This is a genomic window from Nocardia sp. NPDC049149 (assembly GCF_043197455.1).
Taxonomy (GTDB): Bacteria; Actinomycetota; Actinomycetes; order Mycobacteriales; family Mycobacteriaceae; genus Nocardia.
Map to the genome: position 1 here is coordinate 1 of NZ_JBICTD010000001.1, position 18,611 is coordinate 18,611.

Here is an 18,611-nt window from a genome sequence, read left to right on the forward strand (position 1 = left end):
GGCCACCATCCACATCGCCGCAATCAACCAATGGCTACGACACCAATGAGGGCGGGCCAACCGGCCCGCCCTCACCACTTCGAAACACTGCCTAGTCGACCTGTTCCGGCAACGTCCGCAACTGGCCGCCGAACTGCTAACGACCGTGCTGGACACCCAGCTACCCGAATACGACCACGCCCGTTTGGAATCTGGCGACTTTCCCGACATCAACCCCACCGAGTACCGCGCCGACCTCGTCGTGGTGTTTGCAGAGGGAACCACCCCTGCCGTAGCGGTGGTAATAGAAATTCAATTGCAGCCGGACAAAGACAAGACTTGGAGTTGGCCGGTTTACCTGACAACGCTCCGTGCTCGGTTGAAGTGTCCGACTATCCTGCTCGTGCTCTGCCCAGACCAACGCACTGCTACGCATTGCCGCAAACCCATTACCGTCGCCCCCGAGTTCACGCTCAAGCCCTTGGTGCTGAGCCCTGCCGACATCCCAGTAGTCACCGACGCGGAGGCCGCGACAGCCAACCCCGAGCTGACGGTCCTCTCGGCTATCGCACACGGCAGCCATCCGGACCGCGAAGCCATCCTGACCGTCCTCGCCACCTGCGTACTCCCGGGGCCCGGGGGCACGAGGTACATTGACCTGGTATCGGGCCTCTTGCCCGAGGCCGCCCGACACTTCCTGGAGAGCGTCATGACCGCTGGCTACGAGTACCAAAATGAGCTCATCCGGACCTACTACTTCGAGGGTGAAGCAGAGGCGCTCCTGACGGTGCTCGAAGCACGAGGGCTCACTGTCTCGGAAAAGATCAGAACGCGGATTCAGGAGTGCACAGATCGGGAGCAATTCGACGCCTGGCTCCGCCGTGCCGCCAACGCCACCGCCGCCGAGGATATCGGCGTTGAGTAGCTCTGTGTAGCGCTATTTGCCCAGTAGGGCGTTTCGTTCGTGGTGGACCTTGGCGCGAAGGGCGTCGACGAAGGCGGATACTTCAGGGCGGCGGAGGGTTTCGGGGCGGGCGACCAGCCAGTAGGTGAGCTCGACGCTGACGGCGTCGGCCAGGACGCGGACCAGGTCGGGGTGGCGGTCGGCCATGAAGCAGGGGAGCAGGCCGATGCCTGCGGCGGCGCGGGTTGCTTCGACATGGACGAAAACGTTGGTGGAGGTGACGGATTCGCGCATGGCGGGGGCGAAGCTGGAGGCCAGGTCGAGGTCGTCTACCTGGAGCATGGAATCGATGAAGTAGACGAGGGGGTAGTCGGCGAGGTCGTCGATGGTTGCCGGGGTGCCGTGTTCGCGGAGATAGTCACGGGAACCGTAGAGGCCGAGGCAGTAGTCGGCGAGGCGAATCGCCTTGGCGCGGTGGACTTGTGGTTCGCCGACCACCACCTCCAGATCCAGGCCGGAGCGCTGGGTGGAGGCACGCCGGGTGGTGGCAACGATCTCGACGGTGATCCCCGGATGCTGCCGCCGCACCTCGGCGGCGGCAGGGGCGGCGAGGTATGCGCTGAATCCGTCGGTGGCCGAGATCCGGACAACCCCCTCGAGCACCCGATTTCCGCTGGCGTCGGCGGCGAGAGATTGCACCGCCGACTCGACGGCTTCGGCCGCCACCAATGCTTCCCGGCCGAGGTCGGTGAGTTCCCAGCCCCCGGCGACCCGGGTCAGGACGCGTCCGCCGAGGGTTTGTTCGAGCGCGGTGATGCGGCGCGAGATGGTGGTGTGGTTGAGGCCAAGTTCGTCGGCGGCGGTGACGAAGCGCCCGGAGCGGCCGACGGCGAGCAGCACGAGGAGGTCGTCGGCGCTCGGTCGTCGGGAGGATCCCGAGGACAGCACGCTCATATGTGCATTCTCGCAGATGCGTCGTGCGGATCTGGGCATTGCGGACATCGTTATGTGCACGAATACTCGGTGCAGCCGAAGATTTGTGGGGCCGGTCACACATGAGCGTGATTGTGAGCCCGGGCACGAAGGAGAGTTCGATGAGCGTGCGCAGCGCACTGTGGCCGGCGGATGAGCCAGGAAAGGCGCCGACCGGGCTGAAACGGGTGGTTGCCGCGTCGATGGCGGGCACGGTCGTCGAGTGGTACGAGTTCTTCCTGTACGGCACCGCGGCGACGCTGGTGTTCAGCAAGGTGTTCTTCGCCAAGGGCACCAGCGATCTGGACGCGATCCTCGCCGCGTTCGTCACCTACGCGGTCGGGTTCGCCGCACGCCCGCTCGGCGGCATCGTCTTCGGACACTACGGCGACAAGTACGGACGCAAGAAGCTGCTGCAGTTCAGCCTGATCCTGGTCGGCAGCGCGACGTTCCTGATGGGATGTCTGCCGACCTTCGGCCAGATCGGGTACTGGGCACCCGCATTGCTGGTCGTCCTGCGTTTCATCCAGGGCTTCGCGGTCGGCGGCGAGTGGGGTGGCGCGGTACTCCTTGTTGCCGAACACAGTCCGAGCCGCCGTCGCGGCTTCTGGGCGAGCTGGCCGCAGGCGGGCGTGCCGATGGGCAATCTGCTGGCCACCCTGGTGCTGCTGGTGCTGACCACGTGGTTGTCCGACGCTGCCTTCCTCAGTTGGGGCTGGCGCGTGGCCTTTTGGCTGTCCGCGGTGGTCGTCCTCGTCGGCTACTACATCCGCACGAAGGTCACCGACGCACCCATTTTCGTTGCGGCACAACAGGAAGTGGAACAGATCAAGGCGACATCGCTGAGCGTCGTCGAGGTGGTCAAGCGCTACCCGCGCGGCGTACTCACCGCGATGGGCCTGCGTTTCGGCGAGAACATCCTGTACTACCTGGTGGTCACCTTCACCATCACCTACCTCAAGGTGCAGGTGCACGTCGACACGAAGGTCATCCTGTGGTGGCTGCTCGCGGCGCATGCCGTGCACTTCGTGATGATCCCGGTGGCGGGCAACCTGTCCGACCGCTTCGGCAGGAAGCCGGTGTATCTGGTCGGCGCGCTCACCGCGGGGACATGGGGCTTCTTCGCCTTCCCGATGATGGACAGCGGCCACAACGCGGTCATCTTGTTCGCCATCATCATCGGCCTGGTGTTCCATGCGCTGATGTACGCGGGCCAGCCCGCGATCATGGCGGAGATGTTCCCCACCCGGATGCGGTATTCCGGTGTGTCCCTCGGCTATCAGGTCACCTCGATCGTGGCGGGCTCGCTGGCGCCGATCATTGCGGTCCGCCTGCTCAACACCTACAAATCCGCGGTGCCGATCGCGATCTATCTCGCCATCGCCGCGGCCGTCACCGTGGTCGCCGTGCTCGTCGCCCGCGAAACGAAAGGCCTGGATTTGGCAAGCATCGACCTCGCCGACGCCGAGTATCTGGCCGCCAAGCCCGCTCCGGTGGCCGCCAAATGACCGACCTCGCAGGACGTTCCGCCTTGGTCACCGGCGCGGCAAGCGGGATCGGCGCGGCCTGCGCGCGGGAACTGTCCGCGCGCGGGGCGGCGGTCACCCTGGCCGACATCGACGAGGTCGGCGCCAAGGCGCTGGCCCGCGAGCTCGGCGGCACGTCATGGGCGGTGGATCTGCTCGAGGTCGAGGCTTTGGAAAACCTCGACCTCGAGGTGGACATCCTGGTGAACAACGCTGGGGTACAACGCATCAGCCCGATCGAGGATTTCGCTCCGCACGATTTCCGTACCCTGCTGACGCTGATGGTCGAGGCGCCGTTCCTGCTGATCCGCGCGGCCCTGCCGCACATGTATCGGCAGGGCTTCGGCCGGATCATCAATATCTCGTCGGTGCACGGGCTCCGGGCCTCGGAGTTCAAGTCCGCCTACGTGACGGCCAAGCACGGGCTGGAGGGCCTGTCCAAGGTCACCGCGCTGGAAGGCGGCAGGCACGGTGTCACCAGCAACTGCGTGAATCCCGGCTATGTCCGAACCCCGTTGGTGGACAAGCAGATTGCCGACCAGGCCGCGGCGCACGGCATCCCGGAGCAGGAGGTGCTGGAAAGGATCCTGCTCACCGAGAGTGCGATCAAACGGCTGGTCGAGCCGGACGAGGTGGCCGCGCTGGTCGGCTGGCTGGCGTCCGCGCAGGCGGGCATGGTGACCGGCGCGTCCTACACGATGGACGGCGGCTGGAGCGCTCGATGAGCAAGCACCCGAGCGCGGGCAACGGGCGCCTAACCCAAGGCACTCAACGCCATTCGACGCAGGATGGGCCGCGCACGGGTGGCGGTCGCCTTCGTCGCACTGTGCGGAGTCGAGTTGATCAGGCCGAACGCGGCGTGGGCCTGCACCCGCGCCGTCTCCTCGGGTAGCCCGGGGTGCAGCTCGCGCAGCACCTCGACCCAGATCTCCACGTACTGGCGCTGGGTGCGGCGCAGCTCGCGCCGTGCGGCGGTCGGCACGTTCTCGAGGTCCCGATCCTGGATCCGAATGAGCTCGGGATCCCCGAGCGCGAAGTCGAGGTGGAAATCGACGAGCGCGCCGAGCGCCTCCTGCGCCGACGTCGTGCTGGCCACCACGTTCTTGCCGCCGTCGAGCAGCCGCTGGCTGACCCCGACGAGGAGCTCGACGAGCAACGCCTCTTTGTTGGGGAAGTGGCGGTAGACCGCCGGACCGCTGATGCCGACGGCGGCACCGAGGTCGTCCAAGCGCATGCCGACGAATCCCCGGTCCGCGATGAGCCGGGCGCCCGCGTCGAGGAGCTGCTGCCTTCGCTGCGCCTTCAGCTGTTCGCGGCGGGTGAGCGTGCCGGTGTCGATGCTGGTCACACGCGCTCCTTTCGCCCTACCTGGACATCTCGGTTAACCAAGATTAACCTGAATTCTAGTTATCGGTGACTAACTGAAGGACAGGATCACCTCATGACCGTTACCGAAGAGGCCGTCGACAACCGAGCCGCCCACAAGGCGCTGGTGGACGACCTGAGCGCCAGGCTGACCGCCGCCGCGCTCGGCGGACCCGCGAAGGCGCGGGACCGCCACGTCGCGCGCGGCAAGCTGCTGCCGCGGCAACGAGTCGACCAGCTACTCGACCCGGGCAGCCCGTTCCTCGAGCTCTCCCCGCTCGCCGCGACCGGGATGTACGGCGACGACTCCCCCGGCGCCGGAATCATCACCGGGATCGGCCGGGTCTCCGGCCGCGAATGCGTGATCGTGGCCAACGACGCCACCGTCAAGGGCGGCACCTACTACCCGATGACGGTGAAGAAGCATCTGCGCGCGCAGGAGATCGCGCTGCAGAATCAGCTGCCCTGCGTCTATCTCGTCGATTCCGGCGGCGCCTACCTGCCCGAGCAGGACGAGGTGTTCCCGGACCGCGAGCACTTCGGGCGCATCTTCTACAACCAGGCGACCATGAGCGCCAAGGGAATTCCGCAGATCGCCGCGGTGCTCGGCTCGTGCACGGCGGGCGGCGCGTACGTGCCAGCGATGAGCGATGAGGCGGTGATCGTCCGCAATCAGGGCACGATCTTCCTCGGCGGCCCGCCGCTGGTGAAGGCGGCCACCGGCGAAGTGGTCACCGCTGAGGAGCTCGGCGGCGGCGAATTGCATTCGCGCGTCTCGGGAGTCACCGATCATCTGGCCGAGGACGACCAGGACGCGTTGCGCATCGTGCGCCGCATCGTCGCCACTCTCGGCCCGCGCCCAGCGAGCCCGTGGGCGATCCGGCCGACGGTGGCACCTGCCGCACCGACCGACGAGCTGTACGACGTGGTCCCGGTCGACCTGCGCAGCCCGTACGACGTCCGCGAGGTGATCAGCCGCCTTGTCGACGGTGATCCGCACGCGGACAGCGGCTTCCACGAGTTCAAGGCCGAGTACGGCAAGACGCTGGTGACCGGTTTCGCGCACATCCACGGCCATCCGGTCGGCATCGTCGCGAACAACGGCGTGCTGTTCAGCGAATCCGCCATGAAGGGCGCGCATTTCATCGAGCTGTGCGACAAGCGCAAGATCCCGCTGCTGTTCCTGCAGAACATCACCGGTTTCATGGTCGGGCGCGACTACGAGGCGGGCGGCATCGCCAAGCACGGCGCCAAGATGGTCACCGCGGTCGCCTGCGCGCGGGTGCCGAAGCTGACCGTGGTGATCGGCGGCTCGTACGGCGCAGGCAACTACTCGATGTGCGGGCGCGCGTATTCGCCGCGCTTCCTGTGGATGTGGCCCAATGCCAGGATCTCGGTGATGGGCGGCGAGCAGGCCGCGTCCGTCCTGTCGACGGTGCGCGGTGACCAGCTCGACAGCTCCGGTCAGCCGTGGTCACCCGCAGAGGAAGAGGCGTTCAAGGCGCCCATCCGCGAGCAGTACGAAAGCCAAGGCAACCCCTACTATTCGACCGCCCGACTCTGGGACGACGGCGTTATCGACCCCGCGGACACGAGAACCGTCCTCGGACTTGCCCTTTCGGTGTGCGCGCAGGCGCCGCTCGAACCCGTTTCCTACGGCGTCTTCCGGATGTGACTGCGATGCTGAACAAATCTCATCCCGTCGGTTTCGACACCATTCTCGTGGCCAATCGCGGCGAGATCGCGGTCCGGGTCATCAAGACCTTGCGCGCCATGGGGATTCGCTCGGTCGCGGTCTACAGCGACGCGGACGCCGACGCCAGGCACGTGCACGAGGCCGACACCGCGGTGCGCTTGGGCCCGGCCTCGGCCCGCGAAAGCTACCTCGACATCGACAAGGTCGTCGCCGCGGCCGTGCGCACTGGCGCCCAAGGCGTGCACCCCGGGTACGGATTCCTGTCCGAGAACGCCGCGTTCGCCGCCGCGCTCGACGCCGCAGGCATCGCCTTCCTCGGCCCGCCCGCCAAGGCGATCGAGGTGATGGGCGACAAGATCGCCGCGAAGAACACCGTGTCCGCCTTCAATGTCCCGGTCGTGCCAGGCATCGCCAGGCCAGGCCTCACCGATGCCGACCTGATCGAGGCGGCGGCCGAGGTCGGCTACCCGGTGCTGGTCAAGCCCTCCGCCGGTGGTGGCGGCAAGGGCATGCGGCTGGTCGACGACCCGGCCAACCTGCCGGAGGCGCTGGTCAGCGCCCGCCGTGAGGCCGCGTCCGCGTTCGGCGACGACACTCTGTTCCTGGAGCGTTTCGTCACCCGGCCGCGGCACATCGAGGTCCAGGTCCTCGCCGACCGGTTCGGCAACGTCCTGCATCTCGGCGAGCGCGAATGCAGTCTGCAACGCAGGCATCAGAAGGTCATCGAGGAGGCGCCGTCGCCGCTGCTCGACGCGGCGACGCGGGCCAAGATCGGCGCGGCCGCGTGCAACACCGCGCGCAGCGTCGACTATGTCGGCGCAGGCACCGTCGAATTCATCGTCTCCGCCGACCGGCCCGACGAGTTCTTCTTCATGGAGATGAATACCCGGCTGCAGGTGGAACATCCGGTCACCGAGTTGGTAACCGGCGTCGACCTGGTGGAGTGCCAGGTCAGGGTCGCGGCCGGGCAGAAGCTCGGCGTGCAGCAGCACGAGATCCGGATGATCGGGCATGCCATCGAGGCCAGGGTGTATGCCGAGGATCCCGGTCGGGGCTTCCTGCCCACCGGCGGCACGGTGCTCGACCTGTCCGAGCCGGACGGGGTCGGCGTCAGGGTCGATTCCGGGCTGCGCGTCGGCACGGTGGTCGGCAGCGATTACGACCCGATGCTGTCCAAGGTCATCGCGCACGGCGCCGACCGGACCGCGGCGATCGCGAAACTCGATCGGGCACTTGGCGATACCGTGCTGCTCGGGGTGACCAGCAATATCGAGTTCCTGCGCTTCCTGCTCGCCGACCCGGATGTCGCGGCGGGACAGCTGGATACCGCACTGCTGGATCGGCGGGTCGCCGACTTCCACCCGGCCCCGGTGGGCGAAGACGAATTTCTGGCCGCGGCCGCGTACCGATGGCTGGGCCGCTGGGCCACGGCATCGGCCGACCCGTGGCAGGCCCCGTCCGGCTGGCGGATCGGCGACGCCGCGCCGACCTCGCTCCGGCTCGCCGGCGGCGACCGGGTCGAGCAGGTGTCCTTCACCGGCACGCCCGACGCCGCGACAGCGCGCGTCGGAACAGGCGAATCCGTCGCTGTCACTGCGGCTTTCACTGGCGGTGTGCTGACGCTGACACTGGACGGCCTGCGCCGCGAGTACCGCGTCGCCGAAGGCGATGGACAGATCTGGCTGGCCGGACCGTCGGGCAGCGCCGTGCTGCGCGAAATGGCGGAGGCGAGCGTGCGCGGCGTCGCCGAGCACGTCGGCGACGCCGAAATCCGCAGCCCCATGCCGGGTTCGGTGATCGCGGTACCGATCGAAACCGGCACGACCGTTGCCGCGGGCGCGCCGATCGTCATCGTGGAGGCGATGAAGATGGAGCACTCGCTCACCGCACCGGTCGCGGGCACCGTCGAGATCCTGGTGACCCCCGGCACACAAGTACGTCTCGACCAGGTGCTCGCCCGCATCACCGTGCCCGCCGACCTACCGGCCACCGACCCGAACTCCACTGAGCCAGAAGGAAACCCAGCATGACCGACTTCCTGTCCACCGGCACCCTGCCGGAGGAATACCGCGATCTCGCCATGACGGTGCGAGACTTCGCGCGGTCGGTGGTCGCTCCGGTGGCCGCCGAACACGACGCCAACCACACCTTCCCCTACGAGGTCGTCTCGGGCATGGCCGACATGGGCCTGTTCGGCCTGCCGTTCCCGGAGGAATACGGCGGCATGGGCGGCGACTATTTCGCACTGTGCCTCGCCCTCGAAGAGCTCGGCAAGATCGACCAGAGCGTGGCGATCACCCTGGAAGCCGGTGTCTCCCTCGGTGCGATGCCGATCTACCGGTTCGGCAACGACAAGCAGAAACAGGAATGGTTGCCGCAGTTGACCAGTGGCCGTTCGCTCGCCGCGTTCGGGCTCACCGAGCCGGGAGCGGGCAGCGACGCGGGCGGCACCAGGACCACCGCGGTGGTCGACAGCGGTGACTGGATCATCAACGGCAGCAAGCAGTTCATCACCAACTCCGGCACCGATATCACCCGCCTGGTGACGGTCACCGCGGTGACCGGGCAGACCGGCGACAAGAAGGAAATCTCCACCATCCTGGTGCCCACCGACACACCGGGCTTCGTCGCCGAGCCCGCCTACAACAAGGTCGGCTGGAACGCCTCGGACACCCATCCGCTGAGCTTCACCGATGTCAGAGTGCCGGAGGAGAACCTGCTCGGCGAGCGCGGCCGCGGCTACGCCAACTTCCTGCGCATCCTGGACGAGGGCCGCATCGCGATCGCGGCACTCTCGGTCGGTGCTGCGCAAGGCTGTGTCGACGAGAGCGTGCGCTACGCCAAAGAACGCGAGGCCTTCGGACAGGCCATCGGCCGCAACCAAGCCATCGCGTTCAAGATCGGCCGGATGGAGGCACGCGCCCACACGGCCCGCACGGCCTACTATGACGCTGCGGCACTGATGCTGGCGGGCAAGCCGTTCAAGAAGCAAGCGTCCATCGCCAAGCTGGTGTCCAGCGAGGCGGCCATGGACAACGCGCGCGACGCCACCCAGATCTTCGGCGGCTACGGCTTCATGAACGAATACCCGGTGGCCCGGCACTATCGGGACAGCAAGATCCTCGAAATCGGTGAGGGCACAACGGAGGTGCAGTTGATGCTGATCGGACGGGAGCTCGGACTATGACCAGCACCGGCGAAACAACGAATCTGCGCAGGGTCGTGCAGACCGGCATGTGGTTCGAGGAGCTCGAGACCGGCGTGCTCTACGAGCACCGGCCTGGCCGCACCATGACCGAGACCGACAACGTGCTGTTCAGCACCCTCACCATGAATCCGCAAGGGCTGCACATCGATGCGGCCTACAGCGACGCCCAGGAGCCGTTCCATCAGCGCCTGGTCAATTCGCTGTTCACCCTCGGAACCATGGTCGGCCTCGCGGTGGCGCACCTGACCCAGGGCACCACGGTCGCCAATCTCGGCTTCTCCGAGGTGAAGTTCCCCGCCCCGCTGTTCCACGGTGACACCGTCTACGCCGAAACCGAGGTACTCGACAAACGAGTGTCGAAGAGCAGGCCCGGCGAGGGCATCGTCACCTTCCGCCACACCGCCCGCAACCAGCACGGCGTTGTCGTCGCGGTTGCGGTGCGCAACGCGATGATCCGGCTGCGACCCAGCGCCGAGCAGCCATGACCTGGGAGGTGCCAGGCCCCGCCTGGCTGTTCTGCCCGGCCGATCGGCCCGAACGCTACGAAAAGGCCGCCGCGGCAGCGGATGTGGTGATCCTCGACCTGGAGGACGGCGTCGCCGCGGGCGACAAGACGGCCGCCCGCAAGGCATTGGTCGAGACCCCGTTGGATCCCGAGACCACCGTGGTCCGGATCAACGCCGTCGGCTCCGACGAGCACCCGTTCGACCTGGCCGCGCTGGCCGACACCAGGTATCGGCGCATCATGCTGCCGAAATGTGAATCCGCGGAACAGCTCTCGGCGCTGGCCGAGTACGAGGTGATCGCACTGATCGAGTCGCCGCTCGGCGCGCTCGCCGTCGGCCGAGCGGCCATGGCGCGCAACGCGATCGGCGTGATGTGGGGCGCCGAGGATCTCATCGCCGGGCTCGGCGGCAACTCGAGCAGGCACGACGACGGCAGCTATCGCGATGTCGCGCGCCATGTTCGGTCGACCACCCTGCTTGCGGCCAAGGCGTACGGCAAGTTCGCGCTCGACTCGGTGTATCTGAACATCAAGGATCTCGAGGGCCTGCACGCCGAATCGCTGGACGCCGTCGCCAGCGGATTCGATGCGAAGGTCGCCATCCACCCGAGTCAGGTCCCAGTCATCCGCACGGCCTACGCACCATCGGCGACCGAGGTGGACTGGGCCAGGCGGGTGCTCGATGAGGTACCCCGCCATCGCGGCGTGTTCGCATTCGAGGGTCGCATGGTCGACGCCCCCGTGCTGCGCCATGCCGAGCAGATCGTGCGGCGCGCCGACCGCGCCTGACCACCAGTTCGAACAGCCAGGAGGAACACGGTGCAACCACAATGGGTGCCGACCGAAGCGGACATCGCGCAGGCACGCATCACCGATTTCGCGACGTTCGTCGAGGCGCGCACCGGGGTTGCCGCGCCGGACTACCGCACATTGTGGCAGTGGTCCGTCGATGATCTCGCCGGTTTCTGGCGGGCGGTCTGGGACTACTTCGAGCTGGGCGAGGTCGCGGGCGAGGTCATCTCCAGCATGGAAATGCCCGGCGCACAATGGTTTCCCGGCACTCGGTTGAACTACGTCGACCAGGTCGTCCGGCAGTTCCGCACCGACCGGCCCGCGATCCTCGCGCTCGCCGAGGACGCGCCGATCCGTGAGGTGTCCTGGGCCGAATTGATCGACGACACCGCGGCATTGGCGCGCACCCTGCGCGCCCTCGGCGTCCGGCCCGGCGATCGGGTGGCCGGGTACCTGCCCAACATTCCGGAGGCGGTGGTCGCCTTCCTGGCGACCGCGAGCATCGGCGCCGTCTGGAGCGCGTGCGGTCAGGACTACTCGCCCAAGGCCGCGTTGGATCGGCTCGGACAGCTGGAACCCACGGTGCTGATCACGGCCGACGGGTACCGCTTCGGTGGTAAGGCGCACGACAAGCGCGCCGACATCGCCGCACTGCAGGCCGGTTTCGCCGGCCTCAGCGGCACGATCGTCGTCTCGCAGCTCGGACTGGAGGTCACCGACGCCACGCCGTGGCGCGACGCGATCGCCACCGACGAGGCGGCTCCGGCCGTGATCACCACGGAGCCGGTCGATTTCGACCATCCGCTGTGGATCGTGTTCTCCTCCGGCACCACCGGGTTGCCGAAGGGCATCGTGCACGGCCACGGGGGCGTGCTGCTGGAACACCTCAAAGCCGTTGCGCTGCAATCCGATATCGGCGCCGACGACACCTTCTTCTGGTACACCAGCCCGAGCTGGATGATGTGGAACTTCCAGATCGCCGGCCTGCTGGTGGGCGCGACCATCGTCTGCTACGACGGCAGCCCCACCTATCCGGCGCCGGATGCGTTGTGGCGCATCGCCGCCGAGACCAAGACCACCGTGCTCGGCACCAGCCCCGGCTACGTGCTCGCCTGCATCAAAGCGGGCGCGGTGCCGCGCACCGAACACGATCTGGCCGCGCTGCGCACCGTCGGCATCACCGGTGCGTCGCTGCCCACCTCGTCGGCGGTGTGGCTCGGGGAGAACACCGGTGAGCACGTGCAGGTCAACTCGATCAGCGGCGGCACCGACGTGGTTTCGGCCTTCATCGGCGGGGCGCCCACCGTCCCGGCCTGGCCCGGCGAGCTCTCCGTGCGCTTCCTCGGCGCGGCACTCGACGCCTTCGACACCGCGGGACAGCCAGTGCGGGACGAAGTCGGCGAGCTCGTCATCACCAAGCCCATGCCGTCCATGCCGGTCCGCTTCTGGAACGATCCCGACGGAAAGCGGTATCACGACGCCTATTTCGACATGTACGCGGGCATCTGGCGGCACGGCGACTGGATCACCATCACCGAGCGGGACACCGTCGTCGTGCACGGCCGCTCCGACTCGACGCTCAACCGGCACGGCATCCGGATGGGCAGCGCCGACATCTACCAGTCCGTCGAGCGGCTCCCCGAGATCGCCGAGGCCCTGGTCATCGGCGCCGAGCAACCCGACGGCGGCTACTGGATGCCCCTGTTCATCGTGCTCGCCCCCGGCGCCGAGCTCACCGACGACCTGAAGACCAGGATCAACACCACCATTCGCACCGAGGTGTCGCCGCGGCACGTCCCCGACGAAATCCTGGTCGCCCCAGGCATTCCACACACCCGCACCGGAAAGAAGCTGGAAGTGCCCATCAAAAAGCTCTTCCAGGGCGCCGACCCCGCCCGCGTCGTCGAACGCAGCGCGGTCGACAACCCGGACCTGCTCGACTGGTACGCCACCATCCGGCCCGCCACTGCGCCATGAGGAAAGCCTGGTCATCCCCGTTCGTACCGACGGGGATGACCACGCAGCCACCGTTACCGGTAGTAGGAATGTCCGCCCATGGACGCTGTGAAGATGGCCGCCCGCGCCGCGCGTGCCGCGACGAGATTGCGGCGCTCGTCGGGGGTCAGCCGATACCTGGCCATGGTGCGACGGGCCGAATAGACGAGTCCTGGCCACAGCGGTAGTTCCCGGGGAAATGCGAACGTCATGATGAACTCCTTTCGGAAGGCCCACCACCACAACCGTTTTCCGGCACGACAAACACCAGCGACCGCACCGCGCGGACCTGGCGCAGGATCGGTTCTGGTTCAATCGCCGTGACGACGGCAGCGGGCCGAGAGCAAGAGGGATGCGAAATCGCTACTCGGATAAGGACTATCGCCGGATTCCATCGACCCTCACCTCCTCGCTGCCGAGACGCACGGGCGCGTCGCCGATACCTGGTGCCGGACCACGCTGGGCAAGGGAACGCCACGGCCGGAACGGCCTGGGGGCACCCCTCTCGTCAGAGCTTCGGCACTGCACGACGTATCCCGGGACCCGGGAAGCCACCTGGGATCGCCCCTTAATCCGAAGCGATCTGTCCTGATCCTGGGCGTCTCTCGACGTCGTCGGATCAGTGGCCTGTGTTCGCGCAGGAGCCTCGCCTAGCGAGGTGCTGACGGACCCAGGATGGCCGCTCCGGCACGTCCCGTCAAGTACGGTTGAAAACGACCGCGTCATAGACCTTGCCGCGTGTATCTCCTAGCGTGGTAATCAACAGGCTTCGTATTACCCGTGGGAGGTGGCATCGTGGCCGCACAGGACGTCCGAGAGCAGTCCGAGGTCACCGCCTATCCACCGGGCCCTCGGCTGCCCGCGCTCCTGCAAGGCGCCTGGTACCAGCTCAACCGTCAGCGGTTCATCTCCGCGAGCGCCCGCCGCTACGGCGACGTGTTCGCGCTGCGAGTGCCGCCGTTCGCGGACAACGCCGTGGTGTTCTCCCGTCCCGAACACATCAAGGAGATCTACGCGGGCAACCCGCGCGACATGCACGCGGGCGAGGGCAACCAGATCCTCGGCACCATCATGGGCCAGCACTCGCTGCTGCTCACCGACGAGGACGAGCACGCGCGGGCGCGGCGACTGCTGATGCCCGCTTTCAACGGCTCGGCGTTGCGCGGCTATCGCGATCTGGTCACCGAGATTGCGATAGCCGAGATCAACAGTTGGACAACACGTTCCACGCTGATCACGCTCGACCGGATGAACGCGCTCACCCTCGAGGTGATCACCCAGGTGGTGTTCGGCGTCACCGACGCGCAGACCCGTGCCGAGCTGACGCCACGACTGAAGCGCATCGTGCACCTCAACCCGCTGGTGTTCCTCGGCTTCCAGTCGGCTCTGCTTGCCAGGTTCGGCCCGTGGAAGCGGTTCGCCGACAACCTGCACGAGCTCGACGCTCTCCTCTACGCCGAGATCGCGGGTCGGCGGCGCGCGCCGGACCTGACCGAACGCACCGACGTGCTGTCCACACTGCTACACGCGGGCACCGGCGACGATGATGACCCGCCGCTCACCGACGCCGAGCTGCGCGACCAGCTCATCACCCTGCTGCTCGCCGGTCACGAGACGACCGCCTCCGCGCTGTCCTGGGCGCTGTACGAGATCGCCGCGCACCCGGCGATCCAAGCCGAGGCGTACGACGCAGCGCGCGACGGCGACGAAAAGTACCTCGAAGCCGTGCTGAAAGAGGCGATGCGCCTGCACGTCGTCATCAATGGCACGAACCGAAAACTGACCAGGGACATGACAATCGGCGGCAGGCGACTGCCCGCAGGCACGGTGGTGAACACCTCGATCCTGCTCGCGCACGGCAATCCCGACAGCCATCCCGACGCCGGTGCCTTCCGCCCGGATCGGTTCCTCACCGGCGAGGTGGCCCCGAACACCTGGTTCCCCTTCGGTGGCGGCGTCCGGCGCTGCATCGGTGCAGGTTTCTCGCTCATGGAGGGCACTGCGGTGCTACGCGAAATCCTTTTGCGGCACACACTTTCGCTGCCGGAAGGGGCGAAACCCGAACAACCGAAGACGCGCAACATCACCACCGTCCCGCGCGGGAAGGCGCGACTCGTCCTTACCCCGCGTACGTGAGCAGCATTCGGCACGACGCGCACGCGACGACTTGTCGGCATAACGCACAGGTGAGAAACGGACGGCGCGGCACCGGATTGTGACGGCCCGCACAGCGGTCACCCACGGGATCGGCCCGCGTCGTCTGGCACATTTCGGTACGCCCCGCGCTGGGCGAACCGGTCCTCAATCCATCCCGTCCGGCTCAGCCCCGAGCCGTGGCCGTTCCCATCAGCGCTGATCAGTACGATGTCCGATATGAGTGTCGACAATCGCCGTACGGCGCGGAAGGCGAGCAGCGGCGACTCGGCACCGCGAGAGATCCGGCGCAGGCCGAAGAATCGGCGGGCGCAGATCGCCGCGGCCTCGGCGGCCGCGTTCGGCGCGCTCGGCTATCACGGCGTGAGCATGGAGGACATCGCCTCCGGTCTCGGCATCAGTTCGGCGGCGCTCTACCGGCATTATCCGAGCAAGTACGCGCTGTTCCGCGAGGAACTGCTGCGGGTCGGCCGGGCAATGACCGAGGCGGTGGAGCTGCCTGCAGCGGCCACGGACTGGCCGCCCGAGCGGCGGCTGCGCCAGGTGATCGACGCGCTCATCGCCGTCACGATCGAGAATCGCGCGACCATCACCCTGGTGCGCTGGGAGGGCCGCTACCTCGAGCCCGACGACCTCAGGACACTCGAGGATCAGCAACTCGTCGTACTCGCCGCCTTCGGCAGCCAACTCGCCGAGCTCAGGCCGGAACTCACCGAGGACGACGTCAGGGTGCTGCGGCTTTCGCTGCTCAGCACGATCACCAGCATCTCCGATCACCACGCCAATCTTCCGGCCAAACCCCTTGCCCACCTGCTGAGTTCGGCCTGCCAGTCGATCATCGAGGCCGAGCTGCCCGCGGAGCAGCCCGCCGAGCCGCTGCAGGTGGTCGAGATCCCGGATTCGTTCAAACACGAACTGCTGCTGCGCAAAGCGGTGGAGCTGTTCCATGAACGCGGCTACCCGAACGTCAGCGTGGAGGACATCGCCACTGCGGCAGGCCTGTCCGCGGCCTCGGCCGTGTACCGCTTCTACCGCGGCAAGAGCGACCTGCTTGCCGCGGCGTTTCGTCGTGCGGCGGAACGGGTTTCGGGCGCGGTCGGCCCGGCGGTGGCCAGCTCGTCGAGCCCGGAGGGCGCCCTGACGGCGCTGATCGACCAGTACGTCGCGGGCTCGTTCGCCGAGCGCGCCCTCACCTACGTGTATTTCACCGAGTTCCAACATGTTCCGGCCGAGGAACGCACGGTGCTGCGAAACATCCAGCGGCTCAGCGTCGAAGAGTGGGCACGGCTGCTCCGTGAGGTGCGGCCGGAGCTCTCGCCCGCCGAGGCGCGGTTCCTCACCCATGCCGCGTTCGCGTTGGTGGTCGATCTGGGGCGAGCCTTCGACAATCAGCCGATGGCGGCGCAGTGCCGAGTGCGCTTGTTGATGCAGCTGGTCTTGTTCGGGCGTCCGGCAGCGGCGTAGCGCCTCGTGCCGAGCAAGCGGTCGGCCGGGTACCAACCGGTCGTTTATGTTAAGCAGAATTCCACCTGAGTGAACCAAATATATCGAGGTAACCACGGTAATACTGCGTGAGATGTGATCTTCAAGTCACTTCCCAGCAGAGGTGGTTCAAGCCTCGGTGACAAGCCAGAGGTTCGGCTAACATCGCGGCATGGGTGCCCAGGATCGCCGGACCGCGAACAAGGCGACCGACGGCACCGCACCGCGGGTGATCCGGCGGCGGCCGCGTGATCGGCGCGCCCAGATCGCGGCGGTCTCCGCCGAGGCATTCGGGTCACTCGGCTATCACGGCGTGAGCATGGAGGACATTGCCTCCCGGCTCGACATCAGCTCGGCCGCGCTGTACCGCCACTATCCGAGCAAGTACGCGTTGTTCCGCGAGGAGGCGCTGCGGCTCGGCGCACTCTCCGAGGCCGCGGTGCGGGACAACGCGAGCTCGGCACCGTCGGAGACCAGGCTGACCCAGGTCATCGACGCGCTCATCGCGTCATCGATCACGAACCGGCGTAGCGCCGCACTCCTGCGATGGCAGCGGCGCTACCTCGACGAGGCCGACACCGCGACCCTGAACAACCAACTGGCGACGGTGAATTCGGCACTCACCTCGTTGCTCGGCCAGACTCGCCCAGAGCTCCCCGAGGTGGACTTGTCCGTGCTGGCCGCCGCGGTGTTGAGCGTGCTCAGCAGCATCGGCGATCATCACGTGTCGGTCCCGGTCCGCGCGTTGCACGCCCTGCTCAGCACCGCATGCCGCGCGGTGGCCGCCAGCACCCTTCCGCCGCCCGTTCATGCCGAAACCGTTGTGGCAAGCGAGATCCCAGAGACGTTCAAGCACGAGCTGCTGCTCGCGCGCGCGATCGAACTGTTCCACGAACGTGGCTATCCGAATGTCAGCGTGGAGGACATCGCCGCCGCGGCAGGCCTGCCCGGCTCCTCGACGGTCTACCGGTTCTATCGCGGCAAGGGCGATATCCTCGCGGCCGCGTTCCGCCGTGTCGCCGACCGGGTTTCGGCCGCGATCGGCCCTGCCGTCGCCGCCGCGGATTCCCCGGAACAGGCGTTGCGCACGGTGATCGAGCTGTACGTCGCAGGCTCGTTCGCCGAACGCGCGCTGACGTTCGTCTACTACGCCGAGATCAGCAACGTGCCGGCAGACGAACGGACGGTCCTGCGAAACATCCAGCGGCTCAACGTCGAAGAGTGGGCGAAGCTGCTCGTCGGCGCGCGGCCCGCGCTCAGTGCCGCCGAGGCCAGGCTGCTGGTGCACGCGGCGCTGGCACTGGTCGTCGACCTCGGCCAGCGCTTCGGCTCCGACGACCCGGCCTGTTCCCGCGAGCGGGTCGTGCACCTGATGCGGGTCGTCCTGTTCGGCTGACTACTGCTGCAACGGCGGAGCCAGTGGCGAATTCACCTTGTTGACCAGCCACCGTCCGTCCGCCTTTTCCAAGCGCATCACCATGGACAACTGACCGGGCGCAGGCTTGCCCTGGGTGCCGAGGCTGGTGACGGTCTGCCCGATGACCACGATGGCCTCGGCGGAGTTCTCGTCGCCGGTCTTGATCGCGCACTGGACGTCGTTCACCTTCGACACCACCGCACCCTGGGTGAGCACCTCGCGCAATTCCTTACTGGTGCTGTCGAATTGCTTCTTCCAATCGCCGGTCGCACCGGCGAGGACGGCGGCGAAGTAGGTGTCCAGGTTCTTGGCGTCGTAGTCGGCCAAGACCGGAGCGTACTTGCATGCGGCGGCGCGGGCATCCGCGTTGGCGTCGAGGGTGGCTTTGTGGCCCCGGTTCTGGATGTAGAAGAAGACACTCGAAGCAACTGCGGCACAAAGGATTACCGCAGCCGTCGCCCGGAGGGCGAGCGTTCCGGACAGCCGTTTGCCTCGCGCGGCCACTACCGGTTCGACGGTCACGGCCGAGACAGCTTGTGGCACTGACTCCTTCGTGGAACTCGCGGTCTCCTCGTGCTGCGCGTCGGCAGCACCGTCGTTGTCGGTCATGCGCAAT

Annotated in this window: 16 protein-coding genes and 1 riboswitch; of the genes, 12 read left to right on the forward strand and 4 right to left on the reverse strand. The window is 67.2% G+C overall.

Annotation, left to right across the window (positions count from 1 at the left end):
* The first annotated feature begins 145 nt into the window (after positions 1–145).
* Positions 146–904: a hypothetical protein gene (locus ACGFNJ_RS00005; RefSeq protein ID WP_393441653.1), complete on the forward strand. Its 759-nt coding sequence runs from the start codon at positions 146–148 to the stop codon at positions 902–904.
* A gap of 12 nt (positions 905–916) precedes the next feature.
* Here the strand turns inward: ACGFNJ_RS00005 and ACGFNJ_RS00010 are convergent, their stop codons facing one another.
* On the reverse strand, positions 917–1,837 hold the full coding sequence (locus ACGFNJ_RS00010; RefSeq protein ID WP_393441654.1) for a LysR family transcriptional regulator: 921 nt from the start codon (positions 1,835–1,837) through the stop codon (positions 917–919).
* A gap of 140 nt (positions 1,838–1,977) precedes the next feature.
* Between ACGFNJ_RS00010 and ACGFNJ_RS00015 the strand changes: the two genes are divergently transcribed.
* Both ACGFNJ_RS00015 and ACGFNJ_RS00020 read left to right on the forward strand, forming a co-directional pair.
* Complete coding sequence (locus tag ACGFNJ_RS00015; protein WP_393441656.1) at positions 1,978–3,363, forward strand: MFS transporter; 1,386 nt, start codon at positions 1,978–1,980, stop codon at positions 3,361–3,363.
* Positions 3,360–4,106 (forward strand): 3-hydroxybutyrate dehydrogenase, encoded by a 747-nt coding sequence (locus ACGFNJ_RS00020; protein WP_393441658.1) that lies wholly within the window; start codon positions 3,360–3,362, stop codon positions 4,104–4,106. The genes ACGFNJ_RS00015 and ACGFNJ_RS00020 overlap by 4 nt, the downstream gene beginning before the upstream one ends.
* 29 nt (positions 4,107–4,135) lie before the next feature.
* Here the strand turns inward: ACGFNJ_RS00020 and ACGFNJ_RS00025 are convergent, their stop codons facing one another.
* Complete coding sequence (locus tag ACGFNJ_RS00025; RefSeq protein WP_393441660.1) at positions 4,136–4,729, reverse strand: TetR/AcrR family transcriptional regulator; 594 nt, start codon at positions 4,727–4,729, stop codon at positions 4,136–4,138.
* A gap of 93 nt (positions 4,730–4,822) precedes the next feature.
* Between ACGFNJ_RS00025 and ACGFNJ_RS00030 the strand changes: the two genes are divergently transcribed.
* The 6 genes from ACGFNJ_RS00030 to ACGFNJ_RS00055 are packed head-to-tail and all read left to right on the forward strand — an operon-like array spanning position 4,823 to position 12,924.
* Positions 4,823–6,421 carry a carboxyl transferase domain-containing protein gene (locus ACGFNJ_RS00030; protein ID WP_393441662.1) on the forward strand — a complete coding sequence of 533 codons (1,599 nt, stop codon included), beginning with the start codon at positions 4,823–4,825 and terminating at the stop codon, positions 6,419–6,421.
* A 5-nt stretch (positions 6,422–6,426) separates the two neighbouring features.
* A complete protein-coding gene (locus tag ACGFNJ_RS00035) occupies positions 6,427–8,472 on the forward strand; it encodes a biotin carboxylase N-terminal domain-containing protein (RefSeq protein ID WP_393441664.1) in 2,046 nt (681 codons plus the stop codon).
* The gene (locus ACGFNJ_RS00040; RefSeq protein ID WP_393441666.1) at positions 8,469–9,629 is read left to right on the forward strand and encodes an acyl-CoA dehydrogenase family protein; all 1,161 of its coding nucleotides are present in this window, start codon (positions 8,469–8,471) and stop codon (positions 9,627–9,629) included. The genes ACGFNJ_RS00035 and ACGFNJ_RS00040 overlap by 4 nt, the downstream gene beginning before the upstream one ends.
* Positions 9,626–10,135 (forward strand): MaoC family dehydratase, encoded by a 510-nt coding sequence (locus tag ACGFNJ_RS00045; RefSeq protein WP_393441668.1) that lies wholly within the window; start codon positions 9,626–9,628, stop codon positions 10,133–10,135. The genes ACGFNJ_RS00040 and ACGFNJ_RS00045 overlap by 4 nt, the downstream gene beginning before the upstream one ends.
* Positions 10,132–10,944: an HpcH/HpaI aldolase/citrate lyase family protein gene (locus ACGFNJ_RS00050; protein WP_393441670.1), complete on the forward strand. Its 813-nt coding sequence runs from the start codon at positions 10,132–10,134 to the stop codon at positions 10,942–10,944. Before ACGFNJ_RS00045 ends, ACGFNJ_RS00050 begins: the two co-directional genes overlap by 4 nt.
* A 30-nt stretch (positions 10,945–10,974) precedes the next feature.
* Positions 10,975–12,924, forward strand: a complete 1,950-nt coding sequence (locus tag ACGFNJ_RS00055; protein WP_393441672.1) for an acetoacetate--CoA ligase — start codon at positions 10,975–10,977, stop codon at positions 12,922–12,924.
* A gap of 53 nt (positions 12,925–12,977) precedes the next feature.
* On the opposite strand, the gene ACGFNJ_RS00060 is transcribed toward ACGFNJ_RS00055, so the two are convergent.
* Positions 12,978–13,154, reverse strand: a complete 177-nt coding sequence (locus ACGFNJ_RS00060; RefSeq protein WP_167837705.1) for a hypothetical protein — start codon at positions 13,152–13,154, stop codon at positions 12,978–12,980.
* A gap of 281 nt (positions 13,155–13,435) precedes the next feature.
* A riboswitch (M-box (ykoK) riboswitch) is annotated at positions 13,436–13,607 on the reverse strand.
* Positions 13,608–13,737: 130 nt separating this feature from the next.
* Here ACGFNJ_RS00060 and ACGFNJ_RS00065 point away from each other — a divergent pair.
* The 3 genes from ACGFNJ_RS00065 to ACGFNJ_RS00075 all read left to right on the forward strand — a co-directional run bounded on the left by ACGFNJ_RS00065 (position 13,738) and on the right by ACGFNJ_RS00075 (position 17,974).
* A complete protein-coding gene (locus tag ACGFNJ_RS00065; protein ID WP_393441674.1) occupies positions 13,738–15,078 on the forward strand; it encodes a cytochrome P450 in 1,341 nt (446 codons plus the stop codon).
* Between the two features lie 237 nt (positions 15,079–15,315).
* Entirely contained in the window at positions 15,316–16,560 is a 1,245-nt protein-coding gene (locus ACGFNJ_RS00070; protein WP_393441677.1) for a TetR/AcrR family transcriptional regulator, read from the forward strand.
* A 190-nt stretch (positions 16,561–16,750) separates the two neighbouring features.
* Positions 16,751–17,974, forward strand: coding sequence for a TetR/AcrR family transcriptional regulator (locus ACGFNJ_RS00075; protein ID WP_393441679.1), 1,224 nt, complete (start codon positions 16,751–16,753; stop codon positions 17,972–17,974).
* Here ACGFNJ_RS00075 and ACGFNJ_RS00080 read toward each other — a convergent pair whose 3' ends face one another.
* The gene (locus ACGFNJ_RS00080; RefSeq protein WP_393441682.1) at positions 17,975–18,604 is read right to left on the reverse strand and encodes a hypothetical protein; all 630 of its coding nucleotides are present in this window, start codon (positions 18,602–18,604) and stop codon (positions 17,975–17,977) included.
* Positions 18,605–18,611: the final 7 nt, after the last annotated feature.